Origin of the sequence: Actinomadura terrae (assembly GCF_022751215.1) — a bacterium.
Classification (GTDB): Bacteria; Actinomycetota; Actinomycetes; order Streptosporangiales; family Streptosporangiaceae; genus Spirillospora; species Spirillospora terrae.
The window spans coordinates 21,734-38,683 of the sequence record NZ_JAICDG010000001.1 but is presented as its reverse complement, the minus strand read 5'-3'; the positions used below and the strand labels follow the sequence as shown (position 1 = coordinate 38,683).

The following is a 16,950-nucleotide window of genomic DNA, read 5'->3' as shown; positions in this document are numbered from 1 at the left end:
CGCCTCCAAAGCGGGATCGGGTTCGTCCCCGAAACCGAGTGAGATTCGGTCAGTCGCTACGAGGTTACCTCGCGCCGGTCGCCTCAGGTCGGCGGCGCGGCGGTCGGACCGGCGTGGATCTCGCGGCCGTCGGCGTCGTCGCCGAGGCACGCCCGCGAGAGCTCGGTCAGTACGTCGGCGAGCTCTGGGTGCTCCTCGGGCGACCAGCCGTCCAGCAGCCGGGCCAGCCCGTCGCGGCGCGCGGCGAACAGGCGCTCGGCGACGGCCTGCCCCGCCGGGGTGATCGCGAGGACGCCGTCGCGCCGCTCGACGTAGCCGTCCGCCACGATCCGGTCGACGTAGGGGCGGCCGTGCTCGACCGTCACCCCGGCGCGCTCGGCGAGGTCGGGCCCGGCGACCGTGCCGTCCTTGGCGATGCGGCACAGCGCCCACATGCTCCCGGCAGGCAGGTCCACGCCCGACAGCGTCCCGAGCCGGTTGTAGAGCTCCAGCGCCCGCGCGTCGCCGCGCATCAGCTCGCTCAGCGCGCGCTCGATCTCGTGCCGGGACGTGCGGACGGTCGGCGCCGCCCCGAACCCCTCGCCGTAGTCGCGGGTCTGCGACGTCGCCCGCAGCGGCACCTCGCGCAGGAACAGGGTCAGGACGAACGCGGCAGCCGCGACCGGCACGGCCCACAAGAACACCGTGTCGATGGACTGCGCGTAGGCGTGCAGCACGCCGTCCTTCACCTGGGCGGGGTAGCGGTCCAGCAGCTTGGGATTCCCCTGGACGGCGGCGGGGTCGAAGCCCGGCGGGAGCATCCGGTCCTTCGCGAGGTCCTCGATGTGGCCCGCCAGCCGGTTGCTGAACACCGACCCGAACACCGCGACGCCGAACGAGCCGCCGATCTGCCGGAAGAACGTCACCCCCGACGTCGCGGACCCGAGGTCCTCGTACGACACCGCGTTCTGGACGGCGATCACGAGCACCTGGAGCACCAGCCCGAGCCCGAACCCGAGCAGCGCGAACCGCAGGCTCATCGACAGCGTCGAGGAGTCCTCGTCCAGCCGGGAGAGCAGGTAGAGCGCCAGGGCGATGATCGGCGTCCCCGCGACCGGGAACGCCTTGTAGCGGCCGAACTTGCTGATCAGCTGCCCGGACCCGATCGAGGCGCACAGCATGCCGAGCATCATCGGCAGCAGGTGGACGCCCGACAGCGTCGGCGACACCCCGTGCACGACCTGGAGGAAGATCGGCAGGAACGTCAGCGCGCCGAACATCGCGAACCCCACCGCGAAGCTGATCGCCGACCCCAGCGCGAACACCGGCTCGCCGAGCAGCCGCGGCGGCATCACCGGCTCGGCCGCGCGCCGCTCGACCAGCAGCCACACCCCGATCAGCACGACCGACGCGGCGCCGAGCGCGATGATCGGCGCGGACGTCCAGCCGTAGCGGGTGCCGCCCCAGGTCGTCATCAGCACCAGCCCGACCGACCAGCCGACGATCAGCAGCGTGCCGAGGTAGTCGATGCGGTGCCGCTGCCGCTCCCCGCCCGCGTGCAGCACCGCCGCGATCGCCAGCAGCGCGACGACGCCGATCGGCAGGTTGATGTAGAACACCCAGCGCCAGGACAGGTTGTCGACGAACCAGCCGCCGAGCAGCGGCCCGCACACGCTCGCGACGCCGAATACGGCGCCGAACATCCCCTGGTAGCGGCCCCGCTCGCGGGGCGGCACCACGTCCCCGACGATCGCGACGACGAGCACCATCAGCCCGCCGCCGCCGAGGCCCTGGAGCGCCCGGAACCCGATCAGCTCCGTCATGTCCTGCGCGAGCCCGCACAGCGCCGACCCGGCCAGGAAGATCACGATGGACGTCTGGAACAGCCGCTTGCGCCCGTACTGGTCGCCGAGCTTGCCCCACAGCGGCGTGGACGCCGTCGAGGCCAGCAGGTACGCGGTGACGACCCAGGACAGGTGGTTGAGGCCGCCGAGATCGCTGACGATCGTGGGCAGCGCGGTCGAGACGATCGTCTGGTCCAGCGCGGCGAGCAGCAGCGCCAGCATGAGCGCGCCGAGCACGACGAACAGGTCCCGGCCGTGCGGCATCTCCCGCTCGTCCCGTGCCACGGTCCCCGCCGTCATGAGCGACCTCCTCCGCCGCGGGGACACCCCTACCCACGCCGTGCCGGAGATCACCGCCCCTCAGGCGGGGCGGTCAGCCGAGCAGGTCCTTCGTGATCTTGGCGGCGCCGAGCGTGGCGGCGACGGCCGCGATCCCGGTCCCGGCGGCGGTCGACCACAGCGGCAGGCCCGGACGGGTGCGCAGCCCGCTCATGATGTCGACGGTGTCGACCGCGCAGCCGACCCGCGTCCACATCCGCCGCCCGGAGCGGTCGCTGAGCAGGTAGCCCGCGCCGAGCGCGACCTCCCGCGCGCCGAACATGCGGGCCAGGTAGTCGCGGCCCGGGTCGCTCCCGCCGAGCCCGAGGACCTTCGCGGTCAGGCCCGGCGCCGCCAGCGCCGCGACCCCGAGGGACACCCGCGCGGCCGCCAGGTTCACCATGAGGCGCTCGATGCGGTCACGGTCCTGCGTTTCCTTCGTGTCTGCCACACCGCGAGATTATCGGCAGGGGCGCGCCTCCCGGGGGCCGGGTAACCCACGGCTCACCCGTCTATGGTTCTAGGAGGCGGCTGTCCTCTCCGGAACGAAGGTGGCCATGGAAGGCATCCTCAGCCTCGGCGTCATAGCCCTGCTCGCCACGTTCTGCGTGCGCTGGGTCGCGGTGAAGATCCGCGTGCCCATGCCGACCCGCGTCGCGGTGATCACGGTGTTCCTGCTGTCCGTCGGAGCCTGGTACGGGCATGACATGGGCGGCTGAGCAGGGTGTTCCCCCGCGGCTGAGCGGGCCGTTCCGCGCGGCGGCGCGGGTCAGGTGCGCATCTGGCGACGGAACGCGGCGAACTTCCGGGGCCCAACGGGAGTCATAACTGGCGAAACCGGCTGTACCTCCGTCCGCCGCCCGCTCCCGGCGTCCGCGTCCCGCGGACCGCCGGGCGGTCCCGACACACCCCGTCCGACGCAGCCGGCCCGAGCCGAGGGAGAGCACCCGTGCCGCATCCGGCCACCGCGATCCAGGAGTCCGGCGGCACGATCGCCCCGCACCTGCGCCGGCTGCTGGAGTTCGTCGAGCCCGCGCCCGGCGACGTCTGCCTGGACGTCGCGCGCGGGCACGGGCCGATGCCGGCGGCGCTGCGCCCCCGCGTCCGGCACGTGACCGCCGTGGAGGCGCTGCCCGCCCCCTCCGAAGGGCGGGGCAACCGGATGGCCACGGTCACGTTCGGGACTGGACCGGTCCGCATCGCCGACGGCGACCCGCCGCCCGCCCCCGCGCCGGTGGAACGTCCCAGAGCCGCCGGGGGCCCCGACGGCGCGCGGGTCCGCGCCGACGCCGCCGCGCTGCCCTACCGCGACAACGCGTTCTCGCTCGTGACGGCCCGGTTCTCGCTCTACAACCTGGGCGACCCGCAGGACGTCCTGCGCGAGCTGCTGCGCGTGTGCGCCCCGGCCGGGCGGCTGGTGATCGCCGACCTCGTCCGGGGCAACCTGGCCGGGCCCGACCGCGACCGCATCGAGCGGCTGCGCGACCCCGACCACCCGGGCACCCCGTCCATCGCCCGGCTGACCGAGATGATCACCTCGGCGGGCGGCAGCATCCGCCGGCTGGACGTGTTCACCGTCGAGCGTCCCGTCGAGCCCTGGCTGGACGGCGCGCGCGACGGCGCCGCCGCCGACCGCATCCGCGCGGCCCTCACCGACGAGGTCGACGGCGGCCCGCGCACCGGCGCCAAGCCGAGGATCATCGGCGGCGAGCTGTGGTTCACCCAGTCCTGGGCGCACGTGGCGGCCGAACCGATCCCCTCCTGATCAGGGGACGAGCACGGCGGCTCCGGTGAACCGGTCGGCGGCGAGGTCGGCGAGCGCGCGGTCGGCCTCGTCCAGCGGGTAGGCGTGGGTCGTGACGGCCACGTCGAGCCGGGACGCGAGCGCGAGGAACTCCTCGCCGTCCGCCCGGGTGTTGGACGTCACCGACCGCACCTGCCGCTCCTGGAACAGGTGCCGCTGGTAGTCCAGGGACGGGACGTCGCTCAGGTGGATCCCGGCGATCGCGAGCGTGCCGCCCCGGTCCAGCCGCTCCAGCGCGGCGGGCACGAGCGTCCCCACGGGGGCGAAGACGATCGCCGCGTCCAGCGGGGCCGGGCCGGTGTCGAGGGAGTCGCCCGCGAACGACGCGCCGAGGTCGCGGGCCAGCTCCCGGGCGGCCGGGCTGCGGGTGAACACGTGCACGTCGGCGCCCTCGGCGAGGGCGATCTGCGCGGCGAGGTGCGCGGACCCGCCGAAGCCCCAGATGCCGAGCGTGCCGCCGGGCGGCAGCGCGGCGCGGCGCAGCGCGCGGTAGCCGATGATGCCCGCGCACAGCAGCGGCGCGGCGCGGACGTCGTCCAGCCCCTCCGGCAGCCGGTAGGCGTAGGCGTCGACCGCGAGCGCGAACTCCGCGTAGCCGCCGTGCGCGTCCCAGCCGGTGTAGACGGAGTCGGGGCAGAGGTTCTCGGCGCCGCGACGGCAGAAGCGGCAGGCGCCGCACGTCCCCCGGAGCCACGCCACCCCGACGCGGTCGCCCACCCCGTGCGCTGCGCCGGGACCGGCGGCGACGACCGTCCCGACGATCTCGTGGCCCGGGGTCACCCCCGGCAGGTGGACGGGCAGGTCGCCCTCCGCGACGTGCAGGTCGGTCCGGCACACGCCGCACGCGAGCACACGCACCAGCAGCTCGCCCTGGCCGGGCGCGGGCACGTCGCGGTCGGCGCGGCGCAGCGGCCCCGACGCGATCGGGGCCGGGGACGGCACCGCCCAGGCGCGCATCGCTACGGGGTGAGCGGCAGCTCGAACCAGACGGCCTTGCCGCTCGCGGTGGGCCGCGCGCCCCAGCGGGTCGCGAGCTGGTCGACCAGGTACAGGCCGCGCCCGCCCTCGTCGGTCTCGCCCGCGCTGCGGATGCGCGGCAGCCGCATGTCGGAGTCGAACACCTCGACCCAGATCGCGTCGGCGCCGCGCCGCAGCCGCAGCCGGAACTCCTTGGTGGGCGGCTCGCGGCGGCCGAGGTCGGCGCCGAGGTCCCAGTCGTCCTCGTCGAACGCGCCGGGCCCGAACTGCTCGCCCCCGAACCGGCCGAACCGCTCGTCGAACTGGTCGGCGTTGAACTGCTCGGAGTTGAACTGCTCGGTGTTGAACTGGACGGCCGGCGGCGCTCCTAGCGGCTCGCCCCCGCGGCCGGGCTGACCGGCGGGCACCGGCACGACCATCTCGCGGCGCGGCTGCGGCGTCGCGGTGGCGTGCAGGACGACGTTGGTGACGACCTCCGACACCAGCAGGCAGGCCAGCTCGGCCTGTTCGTCCAGCATGCCCCAGGACGCGAACGCGTCGGCGGCCATCCGGCGCGCCTCCGACACCATGATCGGCTCGGCGGAGAACGTGCGCTCCTGCACGGCCAGCTCGTCGGCCGCCGTGCGGATCACCACGATCGCGACGTCGTCGTCGATGTCGCCCGGCACGGCCTCGTAGGCGGCGTTGGCGATGGCCTCGACGCCGCCGCGCGCCACCTCCGCGACGGCCGAGCGGACCAGCTCGCGGGACTCCTCGCGGGTGTAGTACTCGCCGTCGTCGCCGTCGCCCTTCGGCCGCCGGTCGATGAGCCCGTCGGTGTACAGCACGAGCGTCGAACCCGGCTTCAGCTCCGAGGTCTCCTCGTTGTAGAGGATCTCGCCGCCCATGCCCGGCGCGCGGACGCCGAGCATGGCGCCCTCGCTCTCGAACGCCAGCTCCCCGACCTGGCCGTCCACGATCAGCAGCGGCGGGTCGTGCCCGGCGTTGGCGAACTCCAGCACCCGCGACCACGCGTCGTAGACGAAGTAGGTGCACGACACCAGCGGCGGCCGGACGAGGTCGTCGCTGTTCCAGCCGGAGCGCATCCGCTCGGGCCGGGTCATCGTGCGGACCCACTCGTCCAGCTTGCGCAGGATGTCGGCGGGCGGCTTGTCGTCCTGGGCGAAGGCGCGCAGCGCGGCGCGCAGCTGGCCCATCACGGCGGCGGCGCGGGCGCCGCGGCCCTCCACGTCGCCGATGACGAGGCCGACGCGGCCCGCCGACAGCGGGATCACGTCGTACCAGTCGCCGCCGACCTGGGTCTGGATGCCGTGCCCGTGCGACTCCAGCGGCCGGGCGGGCTCGTACCGCCAGGCGATCTGGAGGCCGTCCAGCCGGGGCGGCCGGTCGCCGGGCAGCAGGTGCTTCTGGAAGGCGAGCGCGGTCTCGCGCTCCTCCTCGAACAGCAGCGCGTTGTCGACGGCGAGCGCGACCCGGCTGGCGATCGCGCCGAGCAGGTCGCGGTCGAAGGCGTCGTAGTGCGGGTCGGGCCGCTTGGACAGGTTCGACAGCGCCAGGCTCATCACGCCGAGCAGCTCGCCGCGCACCAGCAGCGGCGCGGAGATCGCCGAGGTGATGCCCATCGCCTCGGCGAGCCGCCGGGACGGCTCGCTCGGCGCCGTGTAGCGGTACTGGATCATGTCCTCGACCAGGACGGCGTCGCGGCGCGTCATCGCCTTGGCGCTGAAGTGGCCGGGCGGGTAGAAGACGGGCTCGCCGACCTCGGCCCAGGTGCCGGGCGGCGGCTCCCAGCCGCCCGCGTGCCGCGACACCCGCCGCATCAGCCGGTCGCCGCTGAACAGGTCGATGAAGCAGTGGTCGGCGAACTGCGGGACGAGCGTGTCGGCGACGCTGCGCAGCGTGCTCTCCAGCTCCAGCGACCCGGCGAGCCGCTCGCCGATGCGCTCCATCAGCCCGTAGCGCTCCTGGTCGCGCTGGTTGGAGCGGAGCGCCTCGCGCGCGAAGATCACGACCCCGTCGACCGCGCCGGAGGGATGCCGCAGCGGGACGGCGTGCGCCCGCGTGTACACGGTCGTGCCGTCACCGCGCAGGTTGCAGAACGTGCCCTCCCAGACCCCGCCCTTGAGGACGTGCCTGGCCAGTTCGGTGGCCTGCTCGTGGTCCTCCTCGGCGATGCCGAGCGACAGGATGGAGTGGCCGATGACCTCGTCCCCGCCGAAGCCGAACAGCTGCCGCGCGAACGCGTTCCCGTAGATGACGTTGCTGAAGCGGTCGCAGACGATGACCGCCATCTCCATCTGGTTGAGGACGGTCTCGGGTGGCAGATGCGCCTCGAAAGAGGCGTCCCCCCAACGATTCATCTCCCCATCCCGGTCCCAGACACGGCCCCGCCGGTGCCCGCCTCACGTCCCCGCGGCCCCCCGCCGGCGTCCGGCGCGGCGAACGCCGGACGTCGCGGCGCCGATGCCGCGCGTACCTCTTCCGTCGTATTGAACGACGAACCCGCCGCCGGGATACGCCCGAAAGGCGCGATCGGAAGGAGATCTTCGGTATAGACCGGCTGAGCCGAGTCGGGGGGACGCACGCGCCGAGGGTCAGCGCCTGCTGACGAACACGTGCTCGGCGATGTCGCGCGGCAGTTCGGTGTCCGGACTGTCGGCCTCGTCGTCACAGGTCACCCGCACCCCGTCATCGGTCGCCCGAAGAGTCACCTCTCGTCCCGGTTGTATCCCTATCTGCTTGAGTTTAAGCATCAGGTCGCTGTCGCTCTGCACCTGCTCGCTGATCCGCCTGATCACCGCGCCGGTCCCCGCCGGGCTAGCCACCGCGGTCATCACCGCGAGCGGAACGCCCCCGGACGCTCCGTCGGCCTTCCCGTCGGCGTTCCCGTCGCGGTGGCCGTCGCCGGGCCCGGCCAGCTCGTCCATGCCGGGGATCGGGTTGCCGTGCGGGCAGGTGGTCGGGTGGTCGAGCAGCGCGACCAGCCTGCGCTCGACCTCCTCGGACATGACGTGCTCCCACCGGCACGCCTCGATATGGACGTCCTCCCAGGGCAGCCCGATCACGTTCACCAGCAGGCACTCGGCGAGGCGGTGCTTGCGCATCACCCGGGTCGCGAGGCCCCGCCCGTTGTCGGTCAGCTCAAGGTGCCGGTCCCCCTCGACCCGCAGGAGCCCGTCGCGCTCCATGCGCGCGACCGTCTGGCTCACCGTCGGGCCGCTCTGCGAGAGCCGCTCGGCGATGCGCGCGCGAAGGGGGATGATGCCCTCCTCTTCGAGCTCGAAAACCGTCCGGAGGTACATCTCCGTGGTATCGATCAGGCCGTGTGAGGTCACAGCTCCCTCCAGTCTTGTGGCAGAAGTCTACTTGCTCAGGCCCCTCGCCTGCGGGGTCGATGGATATCCGCCGTATCGCGGGTAGGGGGAAACGCAAGATGAACACGAAATCTTCCCAAACCGCCGAGCCCTTCCTACCGGACGACCCGAAGATCCGTCTCGATCTCGACGCCCTCCGGAGCGCCGCGGACGGGTGCGAAGGCTGCGATCTCTACCGGAACGCCACCCAGACGGTGTTCGGGGAGGGCTCCCCGAACGCGCGGGCAGTCCTCGTCGGCGAGCAGCCGGGCGACCGGGAGGACCGCGAGGGCGCGCCGTTCGTCGGCCCGGCGGGCCGCCTGCTGGACCGGGCGCTGGCGGAGGCGGGGATCGAGCGCGGCGACGTCTACGTCACCAACGCCGTGAAGCACTTCAAGTTCAAGCGGCAGGAGGGCGGCGGCAAGCGGCGGATCCACGAGCCGCCGAACGCGGGTGAGATGCGCGCGTGCCGTCCGTGGCTGCTGGCGGAGCTGCGGATTCTGGAGCCGGACGTGGTCGTCGTCCTCGGCGCGACGGCGGGCAGGGCGCTGCTCGGGTCGTCGTTCCGCGTCACCAGGCAGCGCGGCCGCCTGCTCGCCTTCCCCGACCTGGAGACGATCGGCACGCCCGCCGCCGCGAAGGAGCTGGAGGACGCGCCGCCGGAGGGGCCGGGCGCCCGGCTGCTGGCGACGGTCCACCCGTCCGCCGTGCTGCGCGCGGACGACCGCGACGCGGCCTACCGGGGCCTGGTCGAGGACCTGGAGATCGCCGCCCGCGCACTGGGGTGACCGTGAAGCTTGGTCAAGTGGTGCGGGTGTCGTAGCGGAGCAGAGCGGGGACCGCGAACCCGGCCACGACCACCAGGACGGCGCAGGCCAGACCCCCGCCCACCCACGACGCGGTGGCCCCCGCGACGCTGGCGGTCGCGCCCGCCCGCATGTCGCCGAGCCTCGGCCCGCCCGCGACGACGACGGTGAACACGCCCTGGAGGCGGCCGCGCATCTCGTCCGGCGCGTAGGTCAGCAGCATCGTCTGGCGGAACACGGCCGAGACGAGGTCGGCGCCGCCGCCGACGGCGAGCAGCGCGACGGCCAGCCACAGCTGGTGGGCGAGCCCGGCGGCGGCGACCGCGAGCCCCCACACGACGATCGACACCACGAGCGCGACGCCCTGCCGGTGCACCCGTCCGATCCAGCCGGAGATCAGCCCGCCGATCACCGCGCCGATCGCGATCGAGGCGAACAGCCATCCGACGGCGTCGCCGCCACCGAAGCGGGTCTCGGCCAGTTCAGGGAACAGCGCGCGCGGCATCGCGACGCCCATGGCGATGATGTCGACCACGAACGACATCATCAGCACCGGCTGGGTCGTCAGGTAGCGCAGCCCGTCCAGCACCGAGCGCAGGCCGGGCGCCCCGGCGATGTCCCCGAGCGGCGGGATCGCGGGCAGCCGCACCGCCGCGTACAGGCCGACGGTGAACAGGGCGGCGTCGAGGCCGTAGGCGAGCCCGTAGCCGCCGTGCGCGAGGACCACCCCGGCGAACAGCGGCCCGGTCAGCCCGCCGACCGTGGCGGCGGTGAAGTTCAGGGTGTTCGCGGCCGGGACGAGCGACTCGTCCACCAGCCGGGGGATGATCGCGCTGCGGGTCGGCGAGGAGATCGCGAACCCGACCGCCTGGAGCGCCACCACCGCCATAATCAGTGCGAGGTTCTCCGCCCCGAGCAGCGCCTGGGCGAGCAGGACGAACGTGGACGCCCACGTGACCAGGGACGACAGGAGCAGCAGCCGGCGCCGGTCCATGTGGTCGGCCACCGCGCCGCCCCACAGCCCGAACACGATCAGCGGGACGAGGTTGACCAGCCCGATCATCCCGACCCAGAACGAGGACCCCGTCATGTCGTACACCTGGACGGGCACGGCGACGGCGGTGACCTGGAACCCGATGAACGACACGCCCTGCCCGAGCCACAGCCGCCGGTAAGCGTCGTGCTTCAGCGGGCGGGTGTCGATCGCCACGCGGCGGAGCAGTCCGGCGCGCGGCCCGGTGGAACGGTCCCCATCCTGAGCGGCGTCGACCCCGGGAACGTCGTCCCGGACGACGTCGTGAGGGACGTCGTCCTGGGGGATGTCGTCCTGAGGCAGGGCGTCCTGGGGAACGTCGTCCTCGGGGGGGTCGTCTTCGGGAGGGTCGCTGTCAGGAGTGTCGGTGGGGGGTGGCTGCTGTTCCGATGTCACGGGGACAGTCTGACAATCTCCCATTCGCCGGAGACGCCCGGGTCCGTCCTGCTCTTACCGTTCTTGCCCGCCGCCGGATGCTGGTAGCGGATGCGGTCGTGCAGCCGGTCGCGGCGGCCCTGCCAGAACTCGATCGTCTCGGGGACGACGCGGTAGCCGCCCCAGAAGCCGGGCAGCGGGACGTCGTCCTCCTCCCCCGCCGCCTCGGGCCAGCGCTCGGCCAGCTCCGCGTAGCGGCGCTCCAGCACGTCCCGGCCGGGGATCACACCCGACTGGTGCTCACTCGCCCACGCCCCGATCCGCGAGCCATAAGGGCGCGTCCGGAAATAGGCGGCCGATTCGTCCCGCGACAATTCCAGGACGACCCCGGAGACGCGCACCTGCCGATACATCGCATGCCACGGGAACACCAGCGCCGCGCGGGGGTTCTCGGCGAGCTCGCGGCCCTTGTCGGACGTGAGGTTGGTGAAGAACCGGAAACCCTGCGGCCCGTACCCCTTCAGCAGGACGGTCCGGGCGCTCGGGACGCCGTCGGCGGACGCCGTGGCCAGCACCATCGCGTTCGGTTCGGCCAGGCCGGAGGCGTGCACGTCGGCGAACCACGCGGCGAACAGCGTCAGCGGATCGGGGGGCAGCGCGTCCTCCGCCAGCTCACCGCCCTCGTAGGACCTGCGGAGCCGCGCGGGGTCGGGCGTCGGGGAACTCACAGCTTCTGAGCCTGTCACCTCGACATTGTGCATCTCACACGGACCTGGGTACTGCTCGGTAAGCGGAACACGGTTCAATGGCACGGCACCGCCTTATCACTCATGGGGACGAAAGGCAGGACGACATGTCCGACTTCAAACCCGGCCTTGAGGGGGTCGTGGCCTTCGAGACCGAGATCGCCGAACCGGACAAGGAGGGCGGCGCCCTCCGGTACCGGGGCGTCGACATCGAGGAGCTCGTCGGCCGGGTCTCCTTCGGTGACGCGTGGGGCCTCCTCGTGGACGACAGCTTCGACCCGGGCCTCGCCCCGGCCGACCCCCACGTCCTCCCGGTCACCTCCGGCGACGTCCGCGTCGACGTGCAGAGCGCCCTCCCGACCCTCGCTCCCGCCTACGGGATGCGCCCCCTCCTCGACATCTCCGACGAGCAGGCGCGCGCCGACCTCGCCCGCGTGTCGGCGACCGCGCTGTCGTTCGTCGCGCAGTCGGCGCGCGGCATCGGCGTCCCGATGGTCCCGCAGGAGCGGATCGACGCGGCCGCGACGATCACCGAGCGGTTCATGGTCCGCTGGCGCGGTGAGCCTGATCCGAGGCACGTCCAGGCCATCGACGCGTACTGGGTCTCGGCCGCCGAGCACGGCATGAACGCCTCCACCTTCACCGCCCGGGTCATCGCCTCCACCGGCGCGGACGTCGCGGCCAGCGTCTCCGGCGCGATCGGCGCCATGTCGGGCCCCCTGCACGGCGGCGCCCCCGCCCGCGTGCTGCCGATGATCGAGCGGGTCGAGCAGATCGGCGACGCCCGCAAGGTCGTCACCGACATCCTCGACTCCGGCGAGCGGCTGATGGGCTTCGGCCACCGCGTCTACCGCGCCGAGGACCCGCGCGCCCGCGTGCTGCGCCGCACCGCCAGGGAGCTGAACGCGCCGCGCTTCGAGGCCGCCAAGGCGCTGGAGGACGCCGCGCTCGCCGAGCTGCGCGAGCGCCGTCCGGACCGTCCGATCGAGACCAACGTCGAGTTCTGGGCGGCGGTGATCCTCGACTTCGCCGAGGTCCCGACCGCGATGATGCCCGCCATGTTCACCTGCGGCCGCACCGCCGGGTGGGCCGCGCACATCCTGGAGCAGAAGCGCACCGGACGCCTCGTCCGGCCGAGCGCCCGCTACACCGGCCCCGGCTCCCGCTCCATCGACGAAGTAGCTGGAGCGGGCTCCCTGCGCAGCAAGGCGTAACCCCCTACCCCGCTCTCGTTCTCAGGCGCCGCCGGACGGCTCGACCGTCCGGCGGCGCCTTGCTTTTACGACGGGGACGCGGGCGGGGGCGCTGCGCCGCCGGGCGGGCAGTGGCCGCTCCGCTGGCCGGACGGGACCAGCCGCCCGCACACCTCCGTGACCTCGACCCGCCCGGGCGGGCGGACGGTCGCGAGCAGGACGGGCTTGCCGGTCACCTGGTGGCCCTGGGCGCGCCCGGTGAACTGGAGGACGCCGCTCGCGCCCTGCCACAGCGGGCCCTGGCCGGGGTCGTCCAGCGCCGCGAAGACGCCGCCCGCCGTGGGCACGGCGGCCTGCTCGGTGAAGACCTGGTTGGCCACGTAGGCGATCATCGAGGCGGCGTCGTAGCTGACGGCTGCCCGCACCTCCGACGGCGTCCGGTCGCGGGAGGGGGTCGCGCCGAACATCGACTGGACGGCGCCCGGGTAGCTGTTGAAGAACACGTTCCGGCGGTCGCCGACCCAGGTGTCCGTCCACGCCTCGTGGGCGGCGAGCGGCATGTAGTAGAGCCGGAATGTGGCGATGCCTCCCAGCTCGGGCGCGTTGTCGGCGACGTACTTGGCGATCTCGTCGTCGGCCAGGACGACCTGCCCGCTGGGGCAGGTGTGCTGGAGGACGTTGGCGAACGACCGGAACTCGTCCGAGCGGCCCGCGTAGTAGAAGAGGTCGGGCGCGTGCCCGCACAGCTCGTGGACGGTCCGGTCGAGGTCGCCCGGGTTCTCGTACCGTCGGGCGAGCACCTTCCCGCCGCCGGGCGCCCGGGTGAACGCGCGGGTGAAGGAGTCGGCGAGGTCCTTGCTGTAGAGGTCGTGGGGGTCGGCGCTGGAGATGACGTCCACCGTCTTGGCGGGCCTTCCGCCGACGCGTCCGGTGCGGGCCCAGTAGGCGGCGTGCTCGGCGAGGCGGGTGTTGGGCGGGGCCAGCCGGAAGTAGTACGGGGAGAAGCCCGCGCCGCGGTCGAGCCGTCCGGTCTCGTTGTAGCTGTTGGCGGTGCCGACCATCGGCAGCGTCGCCTTCGACAGCACCTTGATCGCGTCCTGCGTCTCCACCCTGCTCTGCTCGAACCCGACGACGGCGACGATCGAGCGGTCCTCCAGCGCCAGCTCGCGGATCTGCTCGGCGACCTGCCGGGCGTGCTGGAACCGCGCGCCCGCGTTCGCGACGAGCACGCGCAGCCGCAGGTAGGGGCTGGCGTTGTTGAACTCGGCCTGCGCCATCGTGAGGCCGAGCAGCTCGCCCTGCGCCCCGGCGAGCAGGTCGAGCTGCCGGTTCTTGATCGCGGGATCGGCGGTGACCGGGCCGAGGTAGACGATCGTCGCGTGCGGCTTGCCCGACCGCGCGACCGCGCGGTTCTGCCGCTCCAGCCGCGCGAGCACGGGCGAGAGCCGGTTGTCGTTGTTCTCGCCCTCGCTGACCTCCCCGAACTTGAACCCGCCGTCGGTGATGCCGATGCACTCGCCGGACGAGGTGCGCCTGATCTGGAACGCCGAGCAGTACCGGACGGCGACCACGCTGACCACGGTGACCGACGACGCCGCGATCGCGACCATCGCGATCCACGGCAGCGCGGGATGGGCGAACCAGGAACGGCGGCGCCCCGCGCGCACCGGGGGCAGCTCCCTGCCCGGGTCGCGGGTGACGTCCACGCGCAGCACCCGGCGGGCGCCGAGCGCGTCGACGCGGGCCTCGCCCTCGCGGTAGGCGTCCCACAGCTCGCACGCGGTGCGGGCGCTCGCGGGGTCGCCGCCGCGCGGGTCGGCGCGGAACGCGGCAGCGATCCGGTCGACGAGCGATCCCCTGGACGGATCGGACGGGTCGGCGGGATCGGCCGGGTCCACCCCGGCGGTCACGACCAGCGGGTCGGCGGCGGGCCGGACGCGCCGGTCCGGGTCCCCGCGACGGACCCGCTCCAGCAGTTCCAGGAACCGGACGCCGGCGTGCTCCGGCGGGAGGTGCTCGAAGGCCAGCACCGGGTAGCGGATCCGCGCCCACGCGGCGCGGCGCACGTCCCGGTGGTAGTTGCGGCGCAGATCCTCCAGGAACGCGGCGATCAGCAGCAGTTCGAGCTCTTCCTGGTGGTCGGCGGCCTCGCCCGAACGCCGGTCGAACACCCCGAGGGCGAAGGCGAGGAAGCCGGTGCCGGTGAACCCCCGGGCGAGATAGGGCTGGCGCAGGAACCACCCGAAACGGAGCACCCCGTACCAGCCGCGCGTCCGCGCGAAGATCTGGACGGTCACGAACCCCAGCCCGACGACCGCCGTCAGGGCGGCGTAGGCCAGATCGAGGGTCGCGGCGGTGCCGACGCTGGCCAGCGCCACGATCAGGAGGCCGATCGGCGCGATCTGCTCCAGGAACCCCAGGAACGTGGCCGCCCTGCCGCGCGGCCCCGCCTCCAGATCGTGCAGGAGGTTGCTGCCGCGGCGGCGGATGACCCGGTTCAGCTCGCGCCGGCGCTCGTTCTCGTCGTCAACGATCGGCGGGTGACCGACCTCGCGGACGAGCTGGTAGTTCTCGCGTTCGGCGGCCGAGGCACCGGGCGGCGGCTCCTGCTCGTCCCCGGCGAGCCGGATGTCGCGCAGGTCGTTCAGCCACAGCGCCATGTCCAGCAGCGGGAAGCGCAGCGGCGGCTCGCCCGTCCGGTGGCTGCTCGACAGCTCCCGCTTCGCCTTGCGCAGGACGCCGGGCACGTCGGCGGGCGGATCCTCCTCGGCGATGTGCGAGAAGGGAGCGCGCTCGTCCTTGCACCGCTTCTTGAATAACGCGGCCACGGGCTTGGTGCTGGTCTTGGGCCCGAGGAGCAGGAGCAGGGGCCTCAGCCGGTCGCCGTGCCGCCGTGGCGGCCGCTCCCGAAGTCGTTCGAACAGGTCGAGTACTCCGCGCAGTCGGTCCTCGCTCAGGACCGCGTCGCCCGCCATGGGTCACGCCTCGCCTTCGCTCGTTGTCTCCCGGGCTCTCCTCTGTCACTTCGGGGCCGCACCTTCCTGACCCTCTGGGACGTTCGACGCAGCACAGTCGGAAATGGATCGAAAGTTTCCAAGATCGCCACCCTGGACGGGGAAAATCGGCCACTTCCTCATCATGGGCACCGGGGACGGGACCGGTGCCGTGCCGGGGGCGGGGCGTCTCGGCATGTGACCCGGCCCGCGATCTTCAGGGCAGGTCAAGTAGCCTGCTGCGAGTGACCGACAGCGCGAATCCAGCCATTGCCATTCCCGCCGACATCAAGCCCGCCGACGGGCGCTTCGGCTGCGGACCGTCCAAGGTCCGGCCCGAGCAGCTCGCCGCGCTCGCCGAGTCCGGCTCGACCTACATGGGCACCTCGCACCGGCAGAAGCCGGTGAAGTCCGTGGTCGGCCGCGTCCGCGAGGGCCTGGCCCAGCTCTTCTCCCTCCCCGAGGGGTACGAGGTCCTGCTCAGCAACGGCGGCACCACCGCGTTCTGGGACGCGGCCGCGTTCGGGCTCGTCCGGCAGCGGTCGCAGCACCTCACCTTTGGTGAGTTCTCCAGCAAGTTCGCGAAGGTCACCACGGGCGCGCCGTGGCTCGGGACGCCGACCGTCATCTCCAGCGAGCCCGGCACGCACCCGGAGGCGTCCGCCGAGGAGGACGTGGACGTCTACGCGCTCACCCACAACGAGACCTCGACCGGCGTCGCGATGCCGATCCGGCGCCCGGCGGGCACCACCGCCCGCGACGGGCTCGTGCTGGTGGACGCGACGTCCGGCGCGGGCGGCCTGCCCGTGGACGTCACCGAGACCGACGTCTACTACTTCGCGCCGCAGAAGTGCTTCGCCGCCGACGGCGGCCTGTGGGTCGCGCTCGCCTCGCCCGCCGCGCTGGAGCGGATCAACGAGATCGCCTCGTCCGACCGGTACGTCCCGGAGTTCTTCAACCTGAAGACGGTCGTGGACAACTCCGCCAAGGACCAGACCTACAACACCCCGGCCGTCGCGACGCTGCTGCTGCTCGCCGACCAGATCGAGTGGATGAACGGGCAGGGCGGCCTCGACTGGACGACGGCCCGCACGGCCGAGTCGTCCCAGCGCCTCTACACCTGGGCCGAGAAGACGTCCTACACCTCGCCGTTCGTCGCCGACCCGGCGCAGCGCTCGCGGGTCGTCGGCACGATCGACTTCTCCGACGCGGTGGACGCGGCGGCCGTCGCGAAGGTGCTGCGCGCCAACGGCATCGTCGACACCGAGCCGTACCGCAAGCTCGGCCGCAACCAGCTGCGCATCGGCATGTTCCCGGCGATCGACCCGGCCGACGTCGAGGCGCTGACCGCCTGCGTCGACTACGTGGTCGAGCGCCTCTAGCGGGCACCCGTCGGGGGGCGTGCGGTTCGGGCGCGCGGCGGGCCGAATAAGCTCGATGCCGTGAACCGCGCGCCCCAATGGCTGCTCCCCACCGTCCTGACCGCGCTCGTCCTGGCCGTGGTCGTCGGCGCGTTGCTGAGGTGACC

General features: G+C 73.1%; 13 protein-coding genes. 5 read left to right on the top strand and 8 right to left on the bottom strand.

Features of this window, described 5'->3' with window-relative positions; translation table 11 throughout:
- Nucleotides 1–83: 83 nt before the first annotated feature.
- Both K2F47_RS00165 and K2F47_RS00160 read right to left on the bottom strand, forming a co-directional pair.
- A complete protein-coding gene (locus tag K2F47_RS00165) occupies nt 84–2,123 on the bottom strand; it encodes an MFS transporter (protein WP_242900589.1) in 2,040 nt (679 codons plus the stop codon).
- 73 nt (nt 2,124–2,196) lie between these two features.
- Complete coding sequence (locus K2F47_RS00160) at nt 2,197–2,592, bottom strand: hypothetical protein (RefSeq protein ID WP_242900588.1); 396 nt, start codon at nt 2,590–2,592, stop codon at nt 2,197–2,199.
- Between the two features lie 106 nt (nt 2,593–2,698).
- Here K2F47_RS00160 and K2F47_RS00155 point away from each other — a divergent pair, with 106 nt between their 5' ends.
- Together K2F47_RS00155 and K2F47_RS00150 are read left to right on the top strand one after the other, a co-directional pair.
- Nucleotides 2,699–2,860, top strand: a complete 162-nt coding sequence (locus K2F47_RS00155) for a hypothetical protein (RefSeq protein ID WP_173390917.1) — start codon at nt 2,699–2,701, stop codon at nt 2,858–2,860.
- A gap of 230 nt (nt 2,861–3,090) precedes the next feature.
- Nucleotides 3,091–3,906 (top strand): class I SAM-dependent methyltransferase, encoded by an 816-nt coding sequence (locus tag K2F47_RS00150; RefSeq protein WP_242900587.1) that lies wholly within the window; start codon nt 3,091–3,093, stop codon nt 3,904–3,906.
- On the opposite strand, the gene K2F47_RS00145 is transcribed toward K2F47_RS00150, so the two are convergent.
- The 3 genes from K2F47_RS00145 to K2F47_RS00135 form a co-directional block, all read right to left on the bottom strand.
- Nucleotides 3,907–4,902: a zinc-dependent alcohol dehydrogenase family protein gene (locus tag K2F47_RS00145; protein ID WP_242900586.1), complete on the bottom strand. Its 996-nt coding sequence runs from the start codon at nt 4,900–4,902 to the stop codon at nt 3,907–3,909.
- Between the two features lie 2 nt (nt 4,903–4,904).
- Complete coding sequence (locus tag K2F47_RS00140) at nt 4,905–7,283, bottom strand: SpoIIE family protein phosphatase (RefSeq protein WP_242900585.1); 2,379 nt, start codon at nt 7,281–7,283, stop codon at nt 4,905–4,907.
- A gap of 234 nt (nt 7,284–7,517) precedes the next feature.
- The gene (locus K2F47_RS00135) at nt 7,518–8,258 is read right to left on the bottom strand and encodes an iron-dependent transcriptional repressor DtxR (RefSeq protein ID WP_308198345.1); all 741 of its coding nucleotides are present in this window, start codon (nt 8,256–8,258) and stop codon (nt 7,518–7,520) included.
- 98 nt (nt 8,259–8,356) lie between these two features.
- Between K2F47_RS00135 and K2F47_RS00130 the strand changes: the two genes are divergently transcribed.
- Nucleotides 8,357–9,064 (top strand): UdgX family uracil-DNA binding protein, encoded by a 708-nt coding sequence (locus tag K2F47_RS00130; protein WP_242900584.1) that lies wholly within the window; start codon nt 8,357–8,359, stop codon nt 9,062–9,064.
- A gap of 13 nt (nt 9,065–9,077) precedes the next feature.
- Here the strand turns inward: K2F47_RS00130 and K2F47_RS00125 are convergent, their stop codons facing one another.
- Together K2F47_RS00125 and pdxH are read right to left on the bottom strand one after the other, a co-directional pair.
- A complete protein-coding gene (locus tag K2F47_RS00125; protein WP_242900583.1) occupies nt 9,078–10,511 on the bottom strand; it encodes an MFS transporter in 1,434 nt (477 codons plus the stop codon).
- The gene (gene pdxH / locus K2F47_RS00120; RefSeq protein ID WP_272496387.1) at nt 10,508–11,251 is read right to left on the bottom strand and encodes a pyridoxamine 5'-phosphate oxidase; all 744 of its coding nucleotides are present in this window, start codon (nt 11,249–11,251) and stop codon (nt 10,508–10,510) included. Before pdxH ends, K2F47_RS00125 begins: the two co-directional genes overlap by 4 nt.
- A gap of 92 nt (nt 11,252–11,343) precedes the next feature.
- Here pdxH and K2F47_RS00115 point away from each other — a divergent pair, with 92 nt between their 5' ends.
- On the top strand, nt 11,344–12,450 hold the full coding sequence (locus tag K2F47_RS00115) for a citrate synthase 2 (RefSeq protein ID WP_242900581.1): 1,107 nt from the start codon (nt 11,344–11,346) through the stop codon (nt 12,448–12,450).
- Nucleotides 12,451–12,515: 65 nt separating this feature from the next.
- Here the strand turns inward: K2F47_RS00115 and K2F47_RS00110 are convergent, their stop codons facing one another.
- A complete protein-coding gene (locus K2F47_RS00110; RefSeq protein WP_242900580.1) occupies nt 12,516–15,404 on the bottom strand; it encodes an ABC transporter substrate-binding protein in 2,889 nt (962 codons plus the stop codon).
- Between the two features lie 254 nt (nt 15,405–15,658).
- Here K2F47_RS00110 and serC point away from each other — a divergent pair, with 254 nt between their 5' ends.
- Nucleotides 15,659–16,804 carry a phosphoserine transaminase gene (serC, locus tag K2F47_RS00105; RefSeq protein ID WP_372490828.1) on the top strand — a complete coding sequence of 382 codons (1,146 nt, stop codon included), beginning with the start codon at nt 15,659–15,661 and terminating at the stop codon, nt 16,802–16,804.
- The last annotated feature ends 146 nt before the right edge of the window (nt 16,805–16,950 follow it).